This window comes from Photorhabdus namnaonensis, assembly GCF_001684335.1.
Lineage (GTDB): Bacteria > Pseudomonadota > Gammaproteobacteria > Enterobacterales > Enterobacteriaceae > Photorhabdus > Photorhabdus namnaonensis.
The window spans coordinates 170,449-195,417 of the sequence record NZ_LOIC01000082.1 but is presented as its reverse complement, the minus strand read 5'-3'; the positions used below and the strand labels follow the sequence as shown (position 1 = coordinate 195,417).

1 protein-coding gene is annotated in these 24,969 nt (G+C 52.5%); it reads right to left on the bottom strand.

Going from position 1 to position 24,969, the window contains the following annotated elements; all coding sequences use genetic code 11:
- Positions 1 to 24,969: non-ribosomal peptide synthetase (locus tag Phpb_RS17445; protein WP_205634800.1), on the bottom strand; the 24,969-nt coding region annotated here is incomplete at both ends.

Below are 24,969 nucleotides of genomic sequence, written 5' to 3'. Positions count from 1 at the left end.
CGCTGATCCGGTACCACTCCTAACGTAATCAGTTGATGCGCCAGCCGATTAGCACGGGCATTTAATTCGGCATAACTGAGGACTTGTCCTGCATACACCAGCGCCGTGGCATCCGGGGTTCTCTCTGCCTGTTGCTCAAATAGCCGGTGAATACAACAGTGAGCAGAATACGGCATTCCAGTTGCGTTCCAGGTTTCCAATAACAGCTTGTGCTCCGCCACGGTCAGGATATTAATTTCCCCGACCAATTGCTGAGGGTTAGCGACCATTTCCCGCAATACGGTATGGAGATAGCCCACCTGCCGCTCAATGGTCGCTTGATCAAATAGAGCGGCGGCATAATTCAGATAACCGACAATCTGGCATCCAACTTCAAACAAATTTAGCTCAAGATCGAACTTAACCACATCAAAAGCTTGCTTGACCGGTGAAACCGCCAGTCCCGGCAGTTGCCATTCCGTATTCTCGTTGTTCTGCCAGGCAAACATCACCTGAAACAGCGGAGTATGCGCCAGTCGGCGCGGTGGTTGCACAATTTCCACCACCTGTTCAAATGGCAGGTCCTGATGTTCTTGCGCCGCCAACGCGGTTTGCCGTACCTGCGCCAGCAATTCCGTCACATTCAGCCCACCGGATAAATCTATCCGCAACGCCAGCGTATTCACAAAGAAACCAATCAAGGATTCCACTTCCTGCCGACCACGACCGGCACTTGGCGTACCGATAACCAGATCTTCCTGACCTGACAGGCGTGATAGCACAACTGCCCAGGCAGCTAATACAGTCATAAATAACGTGACGCCCTGTTGCTCACTCAGGCGTTTAAGAGATTGGGTTAACTCCACATCCAGACTGATGGGCAATAAAGCGCCGATAAATGACTGCTGAGGCGGACGTGGCCGGTCAGTAGGCAAATCTAGCAGAACTGGTGCATCGACCAGTCTCGCACGCCAATAATCAGACTGGGACTGTATGCGTTCAGCTGACAGCCATTGATGCTGCCAGGCGGCGTAATCAGGATACTGAATCATCAGCGGTGGTAGCGGATCTGACTGCCCCGCCAGAAACGCGGTATAAAGAGTGCTCAATTCACGCATCAACACGCTGACAGACCAACCATCGAAAACAATATGATGCAGGGTCAACAAGAAAACGTGATCATCATCAGCCAGTTGTATCAAACTGGAACGAATTAATGGACCACGGGCAAGATCAAACGGTGTTTCAACTTCCTGAGTAGAGAGGGCCGCAAGCTGCGCCTCCACATCAGGCATATCACGCAGATCATATTTTCTCATCGGCAAGCCTGATGCCGCCGACAACAGCTCCACCTGCGGTTGACCATCGACAACAATGAAGACAGAGCGCAACCCTTCATGGCGGGCAAACAGTGTATCAAGCACCTGTTGCCAGGCGGCAATATTCAGCCGACCATGTAGACGTAAGGCCAGCGGAATATGATAAGTCTCACTCACCCCGTCAAACTGGGTCAGGAACCACAAACGTTGTTGCGCAAATGATAGCGGCAATTTACCCTCACGGGATAGCGGAACGATAGCGGGCAATACCTCGTCTGACTCATCAAACTGGGCGCTGATCGCTTCTGCAAAAGTGGTCAAAGCAGGGAATGTAAACAACGTGGACAAAGGCAATTCAACCCCCAATGCCGCTATCCGGTTCATCATTCGTATTGCCAACAGCGAATGGCCGCCTAAAGCGAAAAAGTTGTCATACCGGCTAATCCGCTCAACACCCAGTAATTCACGCCAGATAGCCGCCAATGTGGTTTCCATCTCCCCTGACGGCGCGGCGTAAATCTGCCGGGCAAAATCTTCTTCCCCCGGCACCGGTAATGCCCGCCGATCCAGTTTGCCGTTCGGTGTCAATGGGAAGGCATCCAGACGTACAAAAGCGGCCGGTACCATATAATCCGGTAAAACAGTACCTAAGTGAGTACGCAGATGGTTAACCAACATCTCATTCGCTTCTGCCACCACATAAGCCACCAACCGTTTGCCCTGCCCATCGTCCAGCACCAGCACAGCAACTTCATTCACCGCCGGGTGTTCCATTAATCGGGCTTCGATTTCCCCCGGCTCAATGCGGAAACCACGGATTTTCACCTGCTGGTCATTTCGGCCCAGGAACTCCAGATTACCGTCCGGCAGGTAACGGGCTAAATCCCCAGTGCGGTACAGGCGGGCATCGGGTTCATCACTGAATGGGTCCGGCAGGAAACGTTCCTTCGTCAGTTCAGGACGATTAAGATAGCCACAAGCAACGCCATCTCCGCCGATATAAATCTCACCGGTTGCTCCCTGCGGTACCGGCTGACCATAAGCATCCAACAGATAAACCCGCGTATTAGCTATTGGTCGACCAATGGGGATTCTCGCCACTTCTGGCGATAATGCCGTGATCCGGTAGGTAGTGGTAAAGGTTGCGCCCTCACTCGGTCCATAGCCATTCAACAACTGTTGCGGTGGGTTATCACGCAGAACTTGCCTAATCACATGTGGATCAAGCACATCGCCGCCGACAACGAGGATTTTGAGCTGCGGGAGAGCCGGGGACAACTCTACCGCCAACCGGTTAAATAGCCCGACGCTTAGCCACAGCACGGTAATGCGATAAGTCTGTAATGCCTGAACAAATTCTTTAGGCATTAGCAAAGTGGCGTGATCAATCACCACCAGCGCGCCACCATTGAGCAACGGCGACCAGACTTCAAAGGTACTGGCATCGAAAGCTGGGTTAGCTTCAAACGCTACCCGATCATCCGGCCCGATTTCGGCGTACCCATTATTAATCACCAGCCGAACCACTGCCCGATGCGGTACCATCACTCCTTTAGGCGCTCCAGTTGAGCCGGAGGTATACATGATATAGGCCAGTTCAGTACTGGAGCGTGGCAAGTCAGGATTGCGGTTATCTTCCTGCCTGATAGCACCCATCTCATTGGCCAGACAAAACCAAGGGATCGCTAGGTCAATCGAGATATCGGTAAGCAATAATTTGGCTGAACAGTCGCTTATCAGCCAATGCTTCCGTTCATCCGGCACCTTGGGATCAATCGGCACATAAACGGCCCCGGCCTTGAGGATAGCCAATTGAGCCACTACCAGCTCAACAGAACGTTCTAACAGCACAGCGACCCGGTTATCCGGCTGGACCCCTTGCCCAGTTAACCAGTGGGCTAATTGGTTGGCACGAGCATTTAATTCTGCATAGTTGAGAATGTGTTCTCCATACACCAACGCTATCGCATCCGGGGTGTTTTCTGCCTGTTGTTCAAACAGCCGGTGAATACAACTCTGGTCAGGATATGGTGCCTGAGTCGCGTTCAAAGTTGCCAATAACAGTTTCTTCTCTGCTTCTGACAAGATATTCAGTGCCCGTACTGGTGTCTCCAGCCGTTGCTCAAGCACCTCTGCCAGACTTTCCAGCGCCTGTTGCATATAACCGCACACGCGTTTCGGATCAATCGGTTGAACAATTTGCGCTGTCAGCCCAAGTGCGTGACCAAAATCCTCCACCGACAAGACAAACGGATAGTTAGTACGCTCTTGTCCGCTAAGGAATTCAATACCGCCGATGGTTGCATCCGTGGTAACCAGCTGCGCACTATGCCGGTAGTTCAATAACGCGCTAAAGAGGGGCGTTTCCCCCGGTACCTCACTGCAACGTTGAGCCAGCGCCAGTGAAGCATGTTCATGCTCCAGCAATCCGGCTAACCGAGTATGGGCTATTCGTACACTGTCTTGCACCGGGGTATCATCCATATCCAGTCGCAACGGCAAAGTATTAGTAAACAGCCCCATTCCATTGTCAGCCCCTTGTCCTGCCTGCATCCGTCCAAACAACACGGTGCCGAACACCACTTTTACCTGCCCGCTGGTACGCGACAACACCTGTGCCCAAGCCAGATGGCATAAAGTCGCTAAACTGACGCCCAGACGCCGGGCCTGACTGCGTAGACGATTATTCAGTTCAGGCGTTAACATCTGGTGCGACTCCACCACCTGTGAGCCATCCCGATGTACCTCCGTCAACCCGAACGGCAGTGTCGGTTCATCTACTTCAGACAACATGTCAGTAAAGAAGCGGGTATGTTCGGCCTGACTCATCCCCAACCGGACTTGAGCCACCAGATTGCGGAAAGGGACCGGCGCAGGTAAGTTTTCTTCCTGTCCGGCAAGATAGGACTGAATCTCGCCATGCATCACTTCCATTGTGGTATGGTCGCCAATCAGATGATGCTGCAATTGCAGTACGCTCCAACGGCCATCGTCCTCCTGCGCCACCGCAAAGTGCAACAGTGGTGCTCGTTGCAGATCAATACGATAGCGACGCGGATCAAAATGTTGAGCTAACTGGTCACAGACTGGTCCATCAACCGGGTCTAGTGTCAGTTCAGTGACTAACAATTGAGCCTGACGCCAAACCACCTGAACTGGCGCTAATAGTCCTTGCCAGAGAAAAGCGGTACGCAAAATATCGTGGCGATTAACTACCTGTTGTACTGCCGCCAAATAGTTGTCCAATAAGGCGCGGTTAGCAAAAACTATCTGACCAGCCAGCAGATACGGATCCCCTTTATTCGCCAGTAAATGGTGGAACAAAATACCGTCCTGCAACGGTGATAAGCCATAAATATCCTGAATATTGGCAACCCCACCCGGTACTTGTGCAATGATATGGTCAATCTCAAGTTGAGTCAGATCAGTCAACGGCAACATTTCGGGGGTGAGTGCCGTGGTCGCCAGGGTAATGACATTCGTCGGCGCCACCACCGCCGGTGATTGCCCTACTGTTTGGGCAAATGCCGATAACACTGGGGATTGGAATAAATCACGCACTGCCAGCGTTAACCCCGCATTACGCAAACGTTCAATCATCCGCACCGCCAACAGCGAATGTCCTCCCAATGCAAAGAAGCTGTCATGCCGACTCACCTGTTCAATACCCAACAACTCGCTCCAAATAGTGGCTAGCAGAGTTTCTGTTTCCCCTTGCGGCGCCGCATAAACCTGACGGGCAAAGGCATCTTCCCCCGGTGCCGGTAATGCCCGGCGATCTAGTTTGCCATTCGGTGTTAACGGGAAGGCATTCATACAAACAAAAGCGGCTGGCACCATATAATCCGGTAAAATCGCACTTAAGTGAGCACGCAGACGATTAATTAACTCCTCATCCACTTCGGCCACCACATAAGCCACCAGCCGTTTGTCCTGACCGTCGCCGAGCGCCAGCACAACCGCCTCACTCACCGCCGGGTGTTCTATCAGCCGGGCTTCGATTTCCCCCGGCTCAATGCGGAAACCACGGATTTTCACCTGCTGGTCATTTCGACCCAGGAACTCCAAATTGCCATCCGGCAGATAGTGGGCTAAATCCCCGGTACGGTACATCCGGGCATCCGGTTCACTACTGAACGGATCTGGCAGAAAACGCTCCGCGGTCAGTTCAGGACGGTTGAGATAACCCCGTGCCACACCGGCCCCGCCAACATATAACTCACCCACCGCGCCTAACGGTACCGGCTGACCATACTTATCCAACAGATAGAGGGTTAAATCCGGGATACGCGTGCCAATAGGACTGGTTGTCTGTTCTGCATCATGGCGAGTCAGAGCCCGGTAAGTGACGTGAACTGTGGTCTCGGTGATACCGTACATATTCACCAACTGAGGCGACGTCTCCGCACGCAGGGCATACCACGGCTTCAAAATACTCGGATCGAGGGCTTCCCCGCCAAAAATGATATAGCGCAAACAGTCCGGTAACGGATTGGCAATATAGCTGGCAATAAAGGCTTTGAAAGCACTGGGAGTCTGATTCAACACCGTGATGCCGTGCCGACACACGAACTGATGCAGCTCCTGGGGTGAACGAGCAATCGCGTGCGGAACCAACACCAGTTTAGCGCCGTAGCGTAACGCTCCCCATAATTCCCATACCGAGAAGTCAAACGCAATGGAATGGAACAGGCACCAAATATCTTGCCGATTAAAGCGATACCAGGATTCAGTCGCATCAAACAAACGCTGAATATGACGATGTTCCACCATCACCCCTTTCGGCGTACCGGTCGAACCCGAGGTGTAAATCACATAGGCCAGATGCTGTGCCGTCAATGCCGGCACTTGCGGGTTACTGTCCGGCTGATCTGGCAGATTATTCGGGTCAAGTACTGTCAGCCCTGCCAGCGCATCCTCTCCCAACGCATCACGCCCGACCTTATCCGCCAGCAAAATAGCCGGGGCCGCATCGGTCAGGATATATGCCAGGCGCTCACCGGTATACACCGGGTCCAGCGGCACATAGGCGCCACCGGCTTTCAACACCGCTAATACCCCCACCACCATCGCCGGTGAACGTGACACGCAAACCGCCACCCGTTGGTCCGGCGTAACGCCCAACGCTATCAGTTGATGCGCCAGACGGTTGGCGCAGGCATTGAGCTCGGCATAGCTGAGGACCTGCTCTTCATACATCAGCGCTGTGGCATCCGGACTTTTCTCTGCCCATTGCTCAAACAGTCGGTGAATACAATCGTGATCTGGATACGATGTTTCGGTTGCATTCCAGGTTTCCAGCAACAGCTTTTTCTCCGCTGTCGGCAAGATATTCAGTGTTCGTACCGGTGTCTCCGGACGCTGTTCAAGGACCTCTGCCAGATCCTCCAGCGCCTGTTGCATGTAATCACATATCCGTTCCGGATCAATCGGTTGAACAATTTGCGCTGTCAATCCTAAAGCGTGACCAACATCCTCCACCGACAAAACAAACGGATAGTTAGTGCGTTCTTGCCCGCCCAAGAATTCAATACCATTGATGATTGCATCTGTGGTAATCGACTGCGCACTATGTCGGTAGTTCAGCAAAGCACTAAAGAGCGGCGCTTCCCCCGGTATTCCACTGCAACGTTGAGCCAGTGCCAGTGAGGCGTGCTCATGCTCCAACAATCCAGCTAACCGGGTATGCGCTGCTCGTACACTGTCCTGCACCGAGGTATTATCCATATCCAGTCGCAACGGCAAGGTATTGATAAACAGCCCCATGCCGCTGTCACCTCCGTGCCCTGCCTGCATTCGCCCAAACAGCACGGTGCCGAACACCACTTTCTCCTGCCCACTGGTACGTGACAACACCTGCGCCCAAGCCAGATGGCACAAAGTCGCCAAACTGACGCCCAGACGTCGAGCTTGACTGCGCAGACGATCATTTAACATAGCGGGTAACATCCGGTGCGATTCCGTCACCTGCGAACCATCCCGATGTACCTCCGTGAACCCAAATGGTAGTGTTGGTTCATCCACCTCAACCAACATGTCAGTAAAGAAACGGGTATGTTCGGCCTGACTCACTCCCAGACGAACTTGAGCCACCAAATTGCGGAAAGGGACCGGCACAGGCAAGTTCTCTTCCCGTCCGGCAAGATAAGCCTGAACCTCGCCATGCATCACTTCCATTGCAGTATGATCACCAATCAGGTGATGCAGCAATTGCAGTACGCGCCAATGACCATCCTCTTCCTGTGCTACCACAAAGTGCAACAATGGAGCTCGTTGCAGATCAATACGATAGCGACGTGGATCAAAATGTTGAGCTAACTGGTCACGGATCGGCCCATCAACCGGGTCTAATGTCAGTTCAATAATTGACAATTGAGCCTGACGCCAAACCACTTGAGCAGGCGCTGATAACCCTTGCCAAACAAAGGCGGTACGCAGAATATCGTGGCGATTAACTACCTGTTGCACCGCTGTCAGATAACGATCCAACAATGAACGATCAGCAAAGACCATTTGGCTGACCAATAGATACGGGTCACCTCCATTCGCCAGCAGATGGTGGAACAGAATACCGTCCTGCAACGGTGACAAGGCATAGATATCCTGAATATTAGCCACCCCACCCGGCACTTGTTCCACGATATGGTCAATTTCAGGTTGGGTCAGCTCAATCAGCGGCAACATCTCAGGTGTGAGCGCCGTGGTCGACGGGGTAATGACATTCGTCGGCACCACCACCGCCGGTGATTGCCCTACTGTTTGGGCAAATGCCGATAACACCGGGAATTGAAACAGGTCACGCACCGCCAGCGTTAGTCCAACATGGCGCAGGCGTTCAATCATCCGCACTGCAAGCAGAGAATGACCGCCCAAGGCAAAGAAACTGTCGTGCCGACTGATCTGTTTAATACCCAACAATTCGCTCCAGATAGCGGCCAATAGGGTTTCTGTTTCTCCCTGCGGTGCTTCATAAACCTGTCGTACAACCGCTTCCTCCCCCGGTACCGGTAATGCTCGACGATCCAATTTGCCGTTTGGCGTCAGAGGAAAGGCATCCAGACGGACAAACGCTGTCGGCACCATATAATCCGGCAACATGGCACTCAGATGAGTACGCAAGTGGTTAGTCAATTCTTCATTCTTTTCTGCTACTACATAAGCCACCAACCGTTTGTCCTGGCCGTCGCCTAGTACCAACACAACAGCCTCTTGTACAGTTGGATGCTCCATCAACCTGGCTTCGATTTCCCCCGGCTCAATACGGAAACCACGGATTTTCACCTGCTGGTCATTACGGCCTAGGAACTCCAGATTGCCATCTGGCAGGTAACGGGCCAAATCCCCGGTTCGGTACATACGGGCATCCGGCTTATCACTAAACGAATCTGGCAGAAAACGTTCCGCAGTCAGTTCAGGGCGATTGAGATAACCACAGGCAATCCCATCTCCACCGATATAAATTTCACCAATTACCCCCTGCGGCACTAACTGACCATAGGTATCCAACAGATAAACTCGCGTATTGGCTATCGGTCGACCAATAGGGATTCGAGTTACTTCTGGCAATAATTCTGCAATAAGGTAGGTGGTGGTAAAGGTCGTCCCTTCACTTGGCCCATAACCATTCAATAACTGTTGAGGCGGACTATTACGTAAAACCTGCGCCATCACATGGGGATCAAGGACATCACCGCCAACAATCAGAATCTTGATTTGCGGCAACACCGGAGACAATTCTGCCGCCAGCCGGTTAAACAGCCCGACACTCAGCCACAGCACCGTAATGCGATAAGTCTGTAACGCCTGAACGAATTCTTTAGGCATCAGCAATGTGGTGTGATCAATCACCACCAGCGTACCGCCATTGAGCAATGGCGCCCAGACTTCAAAGGTACTGGCATCGAAAGCCGGGTTGGCCTCAAACGCCACCCGATCATCCGGCCCAATTTCAGCGTACCCGTTATTGATGACCAGTCGAACCACAGCTCGGTGTGGCACCATTACCCCTTTTGGCGTGCCGGTCGAGCCGGAAGTGTACATAATATAAGCCAACTCGGTACTGGACCTAGGCAAGTCAAGATTAAGGTAATCCTCCTCCCTGATAGTACCCATCTCATCAGCAAGGCAATACAGGGGAATAGTCAGATCAATCGGGATATCAGTGAGCAATAATTTGGCTGAACAATCGCTTATCAGCCAGTTTTTCCGCTCATCTGGCACACGGGGATCGATTGGCACATACACGGCCCCGGCTTTGAGAATTGCCAATTGAGCCACGACCAGCTCAATAGATCGTTCTAACAACACCACAATCCGATCATCCAACTGTACCCCTCGCTTAATTAACTGGCGGGCCAGTCGGTTGGCACGAGCATTTAATTCGGCATAACTGAGAATGTACTCTTCATACACCAACGCTACTGCATCAGGGGTTTTCTCCGCCTGCTGTTCAAACAACCGATGAATGCATGTCTGGTCAGGATATCGCGTCTGGGTTGCATTCCAAGTTTCCAGTAACAGCTTGCGCTCCACCACGGTCAGGATATCGATTTTCCCAACTGGCTGTTGAGGGTTAGTCGCCATCTCTCGTAGTACGGTATGGAGATAGCCCATCTGCCGCTCAATGGTAAGTTGATCAAATAGCGCAGTGGAATAATTCAGATAACCGACAATTCGGCCATCCACCTCAGACAGGCTCAATTCAAGATCAAATTTAACAATATCAATGTATTGATCGGCAGGTGAAACCGTCAGTCCCGGCATCCGCCATTCCATGCCTTCATTGTTTTGCCAGGCAAACATCACTTGGAACAGCGGAGTATGCGCCAGGTGACGTGGTGGTTGTACGATTTCCACTACCTGTTCAAACGGTAGATCCTGATACTCCTGTGCCGCCAGCGCAGTTTGTCGCACACGCTCCAGCAATTCTGCCACATTGGGGGTGCCGGATAAATCCATGCGCAACGCCAATGTATTCACAAAAAAGCCGATCAAGGATTCCACTTCCTGCCGACTGCGACCGGCACTTGGCGTACCGATAACCAGATCTTCCTGACCTGATAAGCGTGATAAGACTGTTGCCCAAGCAGCCAGCAACGTCATAAATAACGTGACGCCCTGTTGCTCACTCAAACGTTTAAGAGATTGGGTTAATTCCGTATCCAGATTGACGGGCAATAAAGCCCCGGCAAACGACTGCTGAGATGGACGTGATCGATCAGTAGGCAAATCCAGTAGAACAGGCGCGTCTGCCAGACTCATTCTCCAATAGTCAGATTGGATTTGTAACCGCTCCGCCGACAGCCACTGACGCTGCCAGGCGGCATAATCAGGATACTGAATTACCAGTGGCGGCAACGGATCTGGCAGCCCCACTGAAAAAGCGGTATAGAGGGCGCTTAACTCACGCATCAACACACCAGCCGACCAGCCGTCTGACACAATATGATGCTGAGTCAACAAAAAGACATAATCATCATCAGCCCGTTGTATCAAACTCGCTCGGATTAACGGACCACCAGCAAGATCAAACGGCGCCTCCGCTTCCTGTACACATAAACGCTCGAACTGTTTATCCGCATTAGGCACTTTGCGCAAATCGCGTTTGCTCATCGGCAAACCCAATTCAGCTGGCAACAATTCGACTTGAGGCTGACCATCTACCGAGATAAAGATGGAACGCAAAGCCTCGTGACGGGCAAACAAGCGATTCAACGCCTGCTGCCAAGCAACGATATCCAACTGACCATGTAAACGCAGGACCATTGGAACATGATAGGTCTCGCTAACCCCCTCAAATTGGGCTAGGAACCATAGACGCTGTTGAGCAAATGACAAAGGTAACGCACCCTCGCGGGATATCGGCACCATAGCAGACACGCTATTGTTCTGTTCACCAAGCTGAATCCCCATTACCTCAGCAAAGGCCGCCAACGTCGGTGATTTAAACAACGTGGTCAGCGGCAATTCAATGCCTAAAGCCGCTATTCGGTTCATCATTCGCACCGCCAACAACGAATGGCCTCCCAAGGCAAAGAAGCTGTCATACCGCCCCACCTGCTCAATCCCCAGTAATTCACACCAGATAGCCGCCAGCGCTATCTCTGTTTCGCCTTGTGGCGCTTCATAAATCTGACGGGAAAATGCTTCTTCGTCCGGTGCCGGTAAAGCTAGACGGTCCAGTTTTCCATTTGGCGTCAACGGCAGTGTATCCAAACGGACAAAAGCCGCCGGCATCATATAATCCGGCAAAATTGCGCTCAGGTGAGTACGCAGGCTATTCGCCAACTCATCGTTTTCTTCTGCCACCACCCAAGCCACCAGACGCTTATCGAGCCCCTCACCCAGCGCTAACACCACCGCTTCACGTATCGCTGGATATTCCGTCAACCGAGTCTCAATTTCACCCGGTTCAATCCGGAAACCGCGAATTTTAATCTGTTGGTCATTACGACCAACAAATACTAAATTGCCATCTGGCAGATAACGGGCCAAATCTCCGGCCCGATACATCCGCGCATCCGGCATCTCACTAAACGGGTCATCTAAGAAGCGTTCAGCCGTCAGTTCAGGACGATTAAGGTAGCCACGCGCCACCCCCGCACCACCGACATACAACTCACCCACGACCCCCAATGGCACAAGCTGGCGGTAGGTGTCCAACAAATAAATCTGGGTGTTCGCCGTCGGATGACCGATAGGCACTAACGTATCCGTGTAGTCTGGCGGGCAACGCCAGGTTGTCGCACACACCGTGATTTCTGTCGGGCCATAGGCATTAAACACCGTCGCCCGACGACAAAGTGTCTGAAATAGTGCAGCACTAGGTGCTTCACCGCCTAATATCACTGTCGGTGTTATCGTCAGCGCAGGTAAATCTCCCCCATCCCGAAGCAAAGCCGGGGTCAAACAGGCATGGGTCACTGCCTGTTGTTCCAGATAATGCCAGAGGCGAAGCGGGTCCTGACGGACGATATCGACAGCAATAACCAGACAGGCCCCACTTCCCAACGCCATCATGATTTCCCAAACACTGGCATCAAAACTCAACGAGGCAAACTGCAACATCCGGCTATCCGAGTGAATGCCAAACTGAGTGATTTTATCCCGGATAAGATTGATTAGCCCACGATGCTCAACCATCACACCTTTTGGTGTGCCAGTTGAACCCGAGGTGTAAATCACATACGCCAGATGCTGTGCAGTCAGTGCGGTCACTTGCGGGTTACTGTCCGGCTTATCCGGCAAAGTATTCGGATCCAGTACAGTGAATCCTGCAAGCGCTTTCTCACCCAGTGCGACACATCCGGCATTATCCGCCAGCACAATAGCCGGTGCTGCATCAGTCAAAATATGTGCCAAACGTTCCCTCGGATAAGCCGGGTCCAATGGAACATAGGCTCCCCCCGCTTTCAATACAGCCAGCAAGCCCATGACCATCGTCGGTGAACGTGTAACACAAATCGCCACTCGTTGGTCTGGCGCAATACCCAGCGCAATCAGTTGATGGGCCAGCCGGTTAGCGCGGGTATTCAATTCCGCATAGCTGTACCTCTGTTCTTCATACACCAGTGCCGTGGCATCCGGGTTTTTCTCCACTTGTTGTTCAAATAATTGATGGATACACAGCGGGTCAAAATAGGCGGTTTCAGTCGCATTCCAGTTTTTTAATAACAATGTGCGTTCAGTCTCTGGCAAAATTTCCAATGCCCGTACTGGCGTTTCCGGGGCCAGCTCAAGTGTTTCTGCCAAACTTTCCAGCTCTTGTTGCATATAACCGCACACCCGCTCCGGATCAAATGGCTGAACAATTTGCGCTGTTAGCCCCAGCGCATTACCAAAATCCTCCACCGATAGAGTAAACGGATAGTTAGTGCGTTCCTGCGCGCCAAGAAACTCAACACCATTCATGATTTCATTCGAAGTCGCAGATAACGCACTGTGCCGGTAGTTCAACAAAGCACTAAAGAGTGGAACTTCACCTTGTACCCCACTGCAACGTTGAGCCAGCGCCAGTGAAGCGTGTTCATGCTCCAGTAATTCGGCTAACCGGGCATGTGCCGCCTGTACACTCCCCCGCACTGGGGTATTATCCATATCCAGCCGTAACGGCAAGGTATTGATAAACAGCCCCATACCGCTGTCAGCTCCTTGCCCTGTCTGCATACGCCCAAACAATACGGTGCCGAATACCACTTTCTCCTGTCCGCTGGTACGCGACAATACCTGTGCCCAAGCCAGATGGCACAGCGCCGCCAGACTGACACCCAAACGCCGGGCCTGACTACGCAAGCGGTTGTTCAGTATCGCGGGCAACATTCGGTACGATTGGGTCATCTGAGAACCATCCCGATGTACTTCCGTCAATCCGAACGGCAACGTCGGTTCATCCACTTCTGCCAACATGTCAGTAAAGAAACGGGTATGCTCTGCCTGATTCACCCCAAGACGAACCTGAGCCACCAGATTGCGGAAAGGGACCGGTGCCGGTAAGCTCTCTTCCTGCCCGGCAAGGTACGCCTGAACTTCGCGGCTCATCACTTCCATTGCGGTATGATCGCCAATCAGATGATGCTGTAATTGCAGCGCAATCCAGCGACCATCCGTCTCCTGTGCAATAACAAAACGTAACAGTGGCGCCTGGCCCAGATCGAGACGATGCTGACGCGGATCAAAACGTTGAGCCAATTGCTCATAAACCGGCCCGTCAGCAGGATCTAATATCAGTTCCACAACTGATAACGGCGCCTGACGCCAGACTACCTGAACTGGCGCAGATAATCCTTGCCAGATAAAAGCAGTACGTAGAGTATCGTGGCGATTAACCACCTGTTGCACTGCCGCCAGATAACGATCCAACAACGAACGTTCAGCAAAGACCATCTGGCTGATCAATAGATATGGGTCGCCTTCATTGCTTAATAAGTGGTGAAACAGAATCCCGTCCTGCAACGGTGACAAGGCATAGATATCCTGAATATTAGTCATCCCACCCGGTACTTGTGCAATGATATGGTCAATCTCAGTTTGGGTCAGCTCAACCAATGGCAACATTTCAGGTGTGAGTGCTATGGTGGCCGGGGTGATGACATTCTCCGGTACCACCACCGCTTGTGACTGCCCTACCGTTTGGGCAAATGCGGACAACACCGGGGATTGAAACAGATCATACACCGCTAGCGTTAATCCCGCGTTACGCAGACGTTCAATCATCCGCACCGCCAGCAGAGAATGGCCGCCCAAGGCAAAGAAACTGTCATGCCGACTGATCTGTTCGATACCCAACAACTCGCCCCAGATAGCGGCCAATAGGGTTTCTGTTTCCCCTTCCGGCGCTGCATAAACCTGACGAGCAAAGGCATCCACCCCCGGCGCCGGCAGTGCTTGGCGATCCAGCTTACCGTTCGGGGTCAGCGGAAAGGCATTCAAGCGTACAAAAGCGGCCGGCACCATATAATCAGGCAAAATGGCGCTCAGATATTCACGCAGGCTCGCCGTCAATCCGTCATCTGGCTCTGCCACCACATAAGCTACCAACCGTTTGTCCTGCCCGTCACTTAACGCCAGTACCAATGCGCCACTTACCGCAGGATGCTCCATCAACCGTGCTTCAATTTCTTCCGGCTCAATACGGAACCCCCTAATTTTAACCTGCTGATCATTACGGCCAACAAATACCAGATTGCCATCCGGCAGGTAACGGGCTAAATCCCCGGTGCGATACTGGCGGGCATCCGGTTCATTACTGAACGGATCTGTTAGGAAACGTTCAGCGGTCAACTCAGGACGATTGAGATAACCACGAGCAACACCCACACCACCGATATACAATTCCCCCACCGCCCCCAACGGTACCGGCTGACCATAAGCATCCAGCAGATAAACCCGTGTGTTGGTTGTTGGACGTCCAATCGGAACCCATGCATCCGTATAGTCTGATGGGCAAGACCAAGAGGTGGCGCAAACCGTAATTTCCGTCGGGCCATAATCATTGAATAGATTTGCCCGATCACACAACGCCCGAAACAGGGTTGAACCCGGCGCTTCTCCTGCAAATATTAACGTAGGCTTTATCGTTATTACCGGTAAATCGCTCTCTTCCCGGAACAGAGCCGGTGGCAGGAAAGCGTGCGTTACCGCTTGTTTTTCGAGATAAGACCAAAGACGAAGCGGGTCATGGCGGATGATATCGGTAGGAATAACCAGACAGGCCCCGCCACTTAACGCTGTCATAATTTCCGAGACACTGGCATCAAAACCCGATGAAGCAAATTGCAATATCCGACTGGTTTCATCAACGCTAAACCGGGTAATTTGAGCCAGAGCCAAATTAACTACCCCGCGATGTTCCACCATTACCCCTTTCGGCGTGCCGGTCGAACCCGAGGTGTAAACCACATAGGCTAAATGTCGGTCAGTCAATTCAAGTATCTGCGGATTACTGCCTGCTTGGTCAAACAGGATATTCGGATCGAGCATAATCAGGTCTGCAAGTGCCTTCTCACCCAACGCAACACGTCCGGTATTATCCGCCAGCACAATAGCCGGTTCGGCATCAGCCAGAATATGCCCCAGACGTTCGCCAGAATAAGTCGGATCCAGCGGCACATAGGCTCCACCCGCTTTCAGCACCGCTAATAACCCAATTATCATTGCTGGTGAACGTGCCACACAAATCGCCACTCGCTGATCCGGCGCCACACCCAACGCAATCAGTTGATGCGCCAGCCGATTAGCACGCGCATTTAATTCGACATAACTGAGGATTTGCCGCTCATAGATTAGTGCCGTGGCATCCGGGTTTTTCTCTGCCCATTGCTCAAACAATCGGTGAATACAACAGCGATCTGGATACGACACTTCGGTCGTGTTCCAAGTTTCCAATAACAGCTTGCGTTCCGCTACGGTCAGGATATCGATTTTCCCGACCAGCTGTTGAGGGTTAGCCGCCATCGCCCGCAGCACAGTATGGAGATAACCCACCTGACGCTCAATGGTCGCTTGATCAAATAGAGCGGCGGCATAATTCAGATAACCGACAATTCGGCCATCCACCTCAGACAGGCTCAATTCAAGATCAAATTTAGCGATATCTATGAGTTGTTCGACAGGTGAAACCGTCAGTCCCGGCAACCGCCATTCCGTGTTCTCATTGTTCTGCCAAGCGAACATCACCTGAAACAGCGGGGTATGCGCCAGTCGGCGCGGTGGTTGCACGATTTCCACCACCTGCTCAAATGGTAAGTCCTGATGCTCCTGCGCCTCTAGCGCGGTTTGCCGCACCCGCGCCAGCAATTCCGCCACATTCGGTGCGCCGGACAAGTCCATCCGCAACGCCAGCGTATTCACAAAGAAACCAATCAGAGATTCCACTTCCTGCCGACTACGACCGGCACTCGGCGTACCGACAATAAGATCTTCCTGACCTGACAGGCGCGACAGAACCGTCGCCCAAGCCGCTAACAGGGTCATAAATAACGTGACGCCCTGTTGCTCACTCAAGCGTTTAAGGGATTGGGTTAATTCCGCATCCAGACTGACGGGCAAGATATTTCCGGCAAATGACTGCTGAAGTGGACGTGGCCGATCAGTAGGTAAATCCAGGAGAACCGGCGCATCGATCAGTCTCGCGCGCCAATAATCAGATTGGGACTGTATGCGTTCAGCCGACAGCCATTGACGCTGCCAGGCGGCGTAATCAGGATACTGAATCGTCAACGGCGGCAATGGTTCTGACTGTTGGTTCAAGTAAGCCGAATAAAGCGTCTCCAGTTCTGATTTCAATATCCCTAAAGACCAACCATCAGAAACGATATGATGCTGGGTCAGCAGGAAAACGTGTTCATCATCAGCCAGTTGTACCAAACTGGCACGAATTAACGGACCGCGAGCAAGATCAAACGGCGTTTCTACTTCCTGAGCAGAGAGAGACTCAAGCTGGTCATCCATATCAGGTGTGTCGCGCAGATCATATTTTTTAATCGGCAGACCCAATGCCGCCGGCAACAATTCCACCTGCGGCTGGCCATCAATAGCAACAAAAACAGAACGCAACGCTTCATGACGGGCAAACAACATATTAAGCGCCTGCTGCCAAGCCACAATATCCAACTGACCATATAAACGTAGGGCCAGCGGAATATGATAGGTCTCACTCACCCCCTCAAACTGCGCCAGGAACCACAGGCGCTGTTGCGCAAATGATAACGGCAATTGGCCCTCACGGGGTAGTGGAATGATAGCGGGCAATACCTCGCCTGATTCATCAAACCGGGCACGCATCACCTCAGCAAGGGCCATTAAAGACGGGAATCTAAACAGCGTGGACAGCCGTAATTCCATCCCTAACGCCGCTATCCGGTTCATCATCCGCACCGACAACAGCGAATGGCCGCCTAAAGCGAAAAAGTTGTCATACCGGCTAATCCGCTCAACACCCAGTAATTCACGCCAGATAGCCGCCAATATGGTTTCCATCTCCCCTGACGGCGCGGCGTAAATCTGCCGGGCAAAATCTTCTTCCCCCGGGGCCGGTAGCGCCCGACGGTCTAGTTTACCGTTCGGGGTCAGCGGGAAGGCATCCAGACGTACAAACACGGCCGGCACCATATAATCCGGTAACACCGCACTTAAGTGAGTACGCAGACGATTGACCAACTCTTCATTCACTTCTGCCACCACATAAGCCACCAGCCGTTTGTCCTGCTCGTCATCCATCACTAGCACAACTGCTTCATGCACTGCCGGGTGTTCCAGCAATCGGGCTTCGATTTCCCCCGGTTCAATGCGGAAACCGCGAATTTTCACCTGTTGGTCATTACGGCCCAGAAATTCCAAATTACCGTCTGGTAGATAACGGGCCAAATCCCCGGTCCGGTACATGCGTGCATCCGGTTGATCACTGAACGGATCTGGCAGGAAACGCTCAGCAGTCTGGTCAGGACGATTAAAATAGCCACAAGCGACCCCATCTCCCCCCACATAAATCTCACCGATCGCACCTAACGGTACCGGCTGACCGTAAATATCCAGCAGATAAATGCGCGCATTGGCTATCGGCCGACCAATGGGTATCCGGGTCACTCCCTGCGCTAATGCCACGATAGGGTAAATGGTGGTAAAAGTGGTTCCCTCACTCGGGCCATAAGCTTGTAATAATTGTTGCGGCGGGCAATTATCCAGAACCTGAGCAATCACATGCAAATCGGGGATATCTCCCCCGAAAATCAGGATCTTAATCTGCGGAAGAACCGGGGATAACTCTACCGCCAGCCGGTTAAACAACCCGATAGTCAGCCACAGTACTGTGATACGATGAGCCAGTAAAACCCGCACTAACTTCTGAGGTGTTAATAATGTGGCACGATCAATAACCACTAACGCCCCACCATTGAGTAATGGCGCCCAGACTTCAAATGTGCTGGCATCGAAAGCCGGATTAGCCGTAAAGGCAACCCGATCATCCTGTCCGATTTCGGCATAACCATTATTGATGACCAGCCGGGCCACCGCACGATGCGGTACCAACACCCCTTTTGGGGTACCAGTCGAGCCGGAGGTATACATAATATAAGCCAGCTCAGTACTGGAGCGTGGCAAGTCAGGATTGCGGTAATCCTCCGTCCTGATAGCGCCGATCTCATCGGCCAGGTCAACCGGGATTTCAGTAAGCAATAATTTGGCTGAACAGTCGGTTATCAGCCAGTGCTTCCGCTCGTCCGGCACCCAGGGATCGATCGGCACATACACGGCCCCGGCCTTGAGGATAGCCAATTGAGCCACCACCAGCTCAACAGAACGCTCTAACAAAACAGCAACCCGGTCATCCGGCTGGATCCCCTGCCCAATTAACCAATGAGCCAACCGGTTGGCGCGAGCATTTAATTCGGCATAGTTGAGAATGTGTTCTCCATACACCAGCGCTATCGCATCAGGAGTATTTTCTGCCTGTTGTTCAAACAGCCGGTGAATACAACACTGGTCAGGATATGACGCCTGGGTCGCATTCCAGGTCTCCAGCAACAGCCTTTTTTCTGCTGCCGGCAAGATATTCAATGCCCGTACTTGTATCTCTGGTCGCTGCTCAAGGGCCTCCGCCAGGCTTTCTAGCGCCTGTTGCATATAACCACATATCCGCACTGGATCAATCGGTTGAACAATTTGCGCCGTCAATCCCAATGCGTGACCAAAATCCTCCACCGACAAAACAAACGGATAGTTCGTGCGCTCTTGCTCGCTAAGGACTTCAATACCGCTGATGATTGCATCCGTGGTAACTGGCTGCGCACTATGCCGGTAGTTCAGTAACGCACTAAAGAGAGGTACTTCCCCCGATACCCCACTGCAACGTTGAGCCAACGCCAATGACGCATGTTCATGCGCCAGCAATCCGGCTAACCAGGTATGGGCTAACCGTACACTCTCCTGCACCGAGGTATCATCCATATCCAGCCGCAACGGCAAGGTATTGATAAACAGCCCCATTCCGCTGTCAGCCCCTTGCCCTGCCTGCATCCTCCCAAACAGCACGGTGCCGAACACCACTTTCGCCTGTCCGCTGGTACGTGACAACACCTGCGCCCAGGCCAGATGGCATAACGCAGCCAAACTGACGCCCAGACGCCGGGCCTGACTGCGTAGACGATCACTTAACGTAATGGGTAACATCCGGTGCGATTCCGTCACCTGTGAACCATCCCGATGTACCTCCGTCAACCCGAACGGCAGCGTTGGCTCGTCCACTTCAGCCAACATATCAGTAAAGAAACGGGTATGCTCGCCCTGACTCATCCCCAACCGGGCCTGAGCCACCAAATTACGGAAAGGGACCGGCGCAGGCAAGCTCTCTTCCTGTCCGGCAAGATAAGCCTGAACCTCACGGTTCATCACGTCCAGCGTCGTATGGTCGCCAATCAGATGATGCAGCAATTGCAGTACGCACCAGCGACCATCCTCCTCCTGCGCTATCGCAAAGCGCAGCAAAGGTGCTTGGTTCAAGTCTAGGCGACGATGACGTGGGTCAAAATATTGCGCTAACTGGTCACGAATCGGCCCATCAACCAGATCTAATGTCAGTTCAGTGACTGACAATTGAGCCTGTCGCCAAACCACTTGAGCCGGTGCCGATAACCCTTGCCAAACAAAGGCGGTACGCAGAATATCGTGACGGTTAATCACCTGTTGCATTGCTGCCAGATAACGATCCAGCAATGGACGATCAGCAAAATTCATCAGGCTGATTAATAGATACGGATCACCTTTATTCGCCAGCAGATGATGGAACAGGATGCCATCCTGCAACGGTGACAGGGCATAAATATCCTGAATATTGGCAACTCCACCCGGCACCTGTTCAATGATATGGCCAATTTCAGACTGAGTGAGATCAATCAACGGCAACATTTCGGGTGTAAGTGCTGTGATCGCCGGGGTAATGACATTTGTCGGTACTATCACCGCCTGTGACTGCCCTACTGTTTGGGCAAATTCAGATAACACGGGGGACTGGAATAAATCACGTACCGCCAGAGTTAACCCGGCATTACGCAGACGTTCAACCATCCGTACCGCCAGCAACGAATGACCGCCCAGAGCAAAGAAGCTGTCATGCCGACTGATCTGTTCAATACCCAACAACTCGCTCCAGACAGCGGCCAATAAGGTTTCTGTCTCTCCTTGCGGCGCGGCATAAACCTGACGGGCAAAAGCTTCCTCCCCCGGCGCAGGCAACGCCCTGCGATCCAGTTTGCCATTTGGCGTCAACGGGAAAGTATCCAAGCGTACAAAAGCTGCCGGTACCATATAATCCGGCAAAATGGCGCTCAGATAGACACGTAAACTGTTAACCAACCGGTCATCCGCTTCTGCCGCTACATAAGCCACCAGCCGTTTATCCTGATCATCGCCCAAAGCCAGCACTAGCGCTTCGCTTACCGCCTGATGCTCCAGCAATCGGGCTTCTATTTCTCCCGGTTCAATACGGAAACCGCGGATTTTCACCTGCTGGTCATTACGGCCCAGGAATTCCAGATTGCCATCCGGCCGATAGCGGGCCAAATCCCCAGTGCGATACAGGCGGGCATCTGACTCATCACTAAACGGATCGGCCAGAAAACGTTCTGTCGTCAAGTCAGGGCGGTTGAGATAACCTCGTGCTACCCCCACACCGCCAATATACATCTCTCCAACCGCGCCTAACGGCACCGGCTGGCCGTTAGTATTTAGCAAATAAATTCGTGTGTTAGCTGTCGGACGTCCAATCGCAATGACGCCCTCAGTGTAGTCTGATGGGCAACGCCAGGTGGCCGCGCACACCGTGATTTCTGTTGGTCCATAGGCATTAAACACCGTTGCCCGACGACTCAATGCCTGAAGCAGTGTTGCACTCGGCGCCTCACCACCGAGTATCAACGTCGGTCTTATTGTCATCTCCGGTACATCACTCCCTTCCCGGAGCAAGGCTGGGGTCAAGCAAGCGTGGGTTATCGCCTGTTCTTCCAGATAATGCCAGAGATAGCGAGGATCCTGACGCACCGCATCGACAGGGATCGACAAAATGGCTCCACTGCACAATGCCATCAGGGTTTCCCAGACACTGGCATCAAAGCCAAATGAGGCAAACTGCAACATCCGGCTCCCCGGATGAATATCAAACTGAACGATTTTTTCCTGAATCAGGTTAACCAGCCCACGATGTTCGACCATCACGCCCTTTGGTATGCCGGTCGAACCGGAGGTATAAATCACATACGCCAGATGGCGTGGAGTTAATGCCGATATCTGCGGGTTGCTATCCGGTTGGTTGGGCAATGAATTTGGGTCCAGTACAGTTAACGCCGCCAGAGCTTTTTCGCCTAACGCGGCACGTCCAGCATCATCTGCCAATACAATAGCCGGCTCAGCATCGGTTAAAATATGAACCAGACGTTCCCCCGGATAAGCCGGATCTAGCGGTACATAAGCACCTCCCGCTTTCAGTACTGCCAGCAGCCCCACTATCCGCGCCGGCGAACTCGCGACACAGATTGCCACCCGCTGATCCGGTACCACTCCTAACGTAATCAGTTGATGCGCCAGCCGATTAGCACGGGCATTTAATTCGGCATAACTGAGGACTTGTCTTGCATACACCAACGCTATGGCATCCGGGCTTTTCTCCACCCATTGCTCAAACAGTCGGTGAATACAACCGCAATCTGGATATGATGTTTCGGTCGCGTTCCAGGTTTCCAATAACAACTTGCGTTCCGCCACGGTCAGGATATCGATTTTCCCGACTGGCTGTTGAGGGTTAGCCGCCATCGCCCGCAACACGGTATGGAGATAACCCACCTGCCGCTCAATGGTCGCTTGATCAAATAGAGCGGCGGCATAATTCAGATAACCGACAATTCGGCCGTCCACTTCAGACAGACTCAATTCAAGATCAAATTTAGCGATATCAATGCGTTGATCGGCAGATGAAACCGCCACTCCCGGCAATTGCCATTCCGTGTTCTCGTTGTTCTGCCAGGCAAATATCACCTGGAACAGCGGGGTATGTGCCAGTCGGCGCGGTGGTTGCACGATTTCCACCACCTGTTCAAATGGCAGGTCCTGATGTTCTTGCGCCGCCAACGCGGTTTGCCGCATCTGCGCCAGCAATTCCGCCACATTCGGCGTACCGGATAAATCTATCCGCAATGCCAGCGTATTCACAAAAAAGCCAATCAGGGACTCCACTTCCTGCCGACCACGACCGGCACTTGGCGTACCGATGATCAAATCTTCCTGACCTGACAGACGTGATAGCACAACTGCCCAGGCAGCTAATACAGTCATAAATAACGTGACGCCCTGTTGTTCACTCAGGCGTTTAAGAGATTGGGTTAATCCTGCATCCAGACTGACGGGCAATAAGGCCCCGGCAAATGACTGCTGAGGCGGACGTGGCCGGTCAGTCGGTAAATCCAGCAGAACCGGTGCATCGACCAGTCTTGTACGCCAATAATCAGACTGGGACTGTATACGTTCAGCCGACAGCCATTGATGCTGCCAGGCGGCGTAATCAGGATACTGAATTGTCAATAGTGGCAACGGATCTGATTGCCCCGCCAGAAATGCGGTGTAAAGGGTGCTCAATTCACGCATCAACACGCTGACAGACCAACCATCGAAAATAATATGATGCAGGGTCAGCAAGAAAACGCGATCATCGTCAGCCAGTTGTATCAGACTGGAACGAATTAATGGACCACGGGCAAGATCAAACGGTGTTTCAACTTCCTGAGCAGAGAGGGACGCAAGCTGCGCCTCCACATCAGGCCTGTCACGCAGATCATATTTTCTCATCGGCAAGCCTGATGCCGTCGGCAACAACTCCACCTGCGGCTGACCATCGACAGCAATGAAGACGGAGCGCAACGCTTCATGACGGGCAAACAGCGTATCAAGCACCTGTTGCCAGGCGACGATATCCAGTCGACCACGCAAACGCAGGGCCAATGGAATATGATAAGTCTCACTCACACCGTCAAACTGAGCCAGGAACCACAGACGCTGTTGCGCAAATGACAACGGCAATTTACTCTCACGGGATAGCGGAACGATAGCGGGCAATACCTCGTCTGACTCATTAAACCGGGTGCGCATCACTTCAGCAAAGGCCATCAAAGACGGGAATCTAAACAACGTGGACAAGGGCAATTCAATCCCCAACGCCGCTAGCCGGTTCATCATTCGTACTGCCAACAACGAATGGCCGCCTAAAGCGAAAAAGTGGTCATATCGGCTAATCCGCTCGACACCCAGTAATTCACGCCAGATAGTCGCCAATGTGGTTTCTATCTCTCCTAACGGCGCAGCGTAAATCTGCCGGGCAAAATCTTCTTCCCCCGGCACCGGTAATGCCCGCCGATCCAGTTTGCCATTCGGTGTCAATGGGAAGGCATCCAGACGCATAAAAGCAGCCGGCACCATATAATCCGGCAGTACCGTACTTAAGTGAGTATGCAGACGATTAACCAATGCTTCATCCGCTTCGGCCGCCACATAAGCCACCAGCCGTTTATCCTGACCATCATCTAGCGCCAGCACGACCGCTTCATTCACCGCCGGGTGTTCCATCAGCCGGGCTTCAATTTCCCCCGGTTCAATACGGAAACCGCGGATCTTAACCTGTTGGTCGTTACGGCCCAGAAATTCCAGATTGCCGTCTGGCAAATAACGGGCTAAATCCCCGGTACGGTACATTCGGGCATCTGGAATATGACTAAACCGGTCTGCTAAGAAACGTTCTGTCGTCAGCTCAGGACGGTTGAGATAACCCCGTGCCACACCAGCCCCGCCAATATATAACTCACCTACAGCGCCTAACGGTACCAGCTGACCGTACTTATCCAACAGATAGAGGGTTAAGTCCGGGATACGCGTGCCAATAGGACTCGTTGTCTGTTCTGCATCATAGCGAGTCAAAGCCCGGTAAGTGACGTGAACCGTGGTCTCGGTGATACCGTACATATTCACCAACTGAGGCAACGTCTCCTCACGCAGGGCATACCACGGCTTCAAAATACTCGGATCGAGGGCTTCCCCGCCAAAGATGATATAGCGCAAACAGTCCGGTAACGGATTGGCGACATAACTGGCAATAAAGGCTTTAAAAGCACTGGGGGTCTGATTCAACACCGTGATG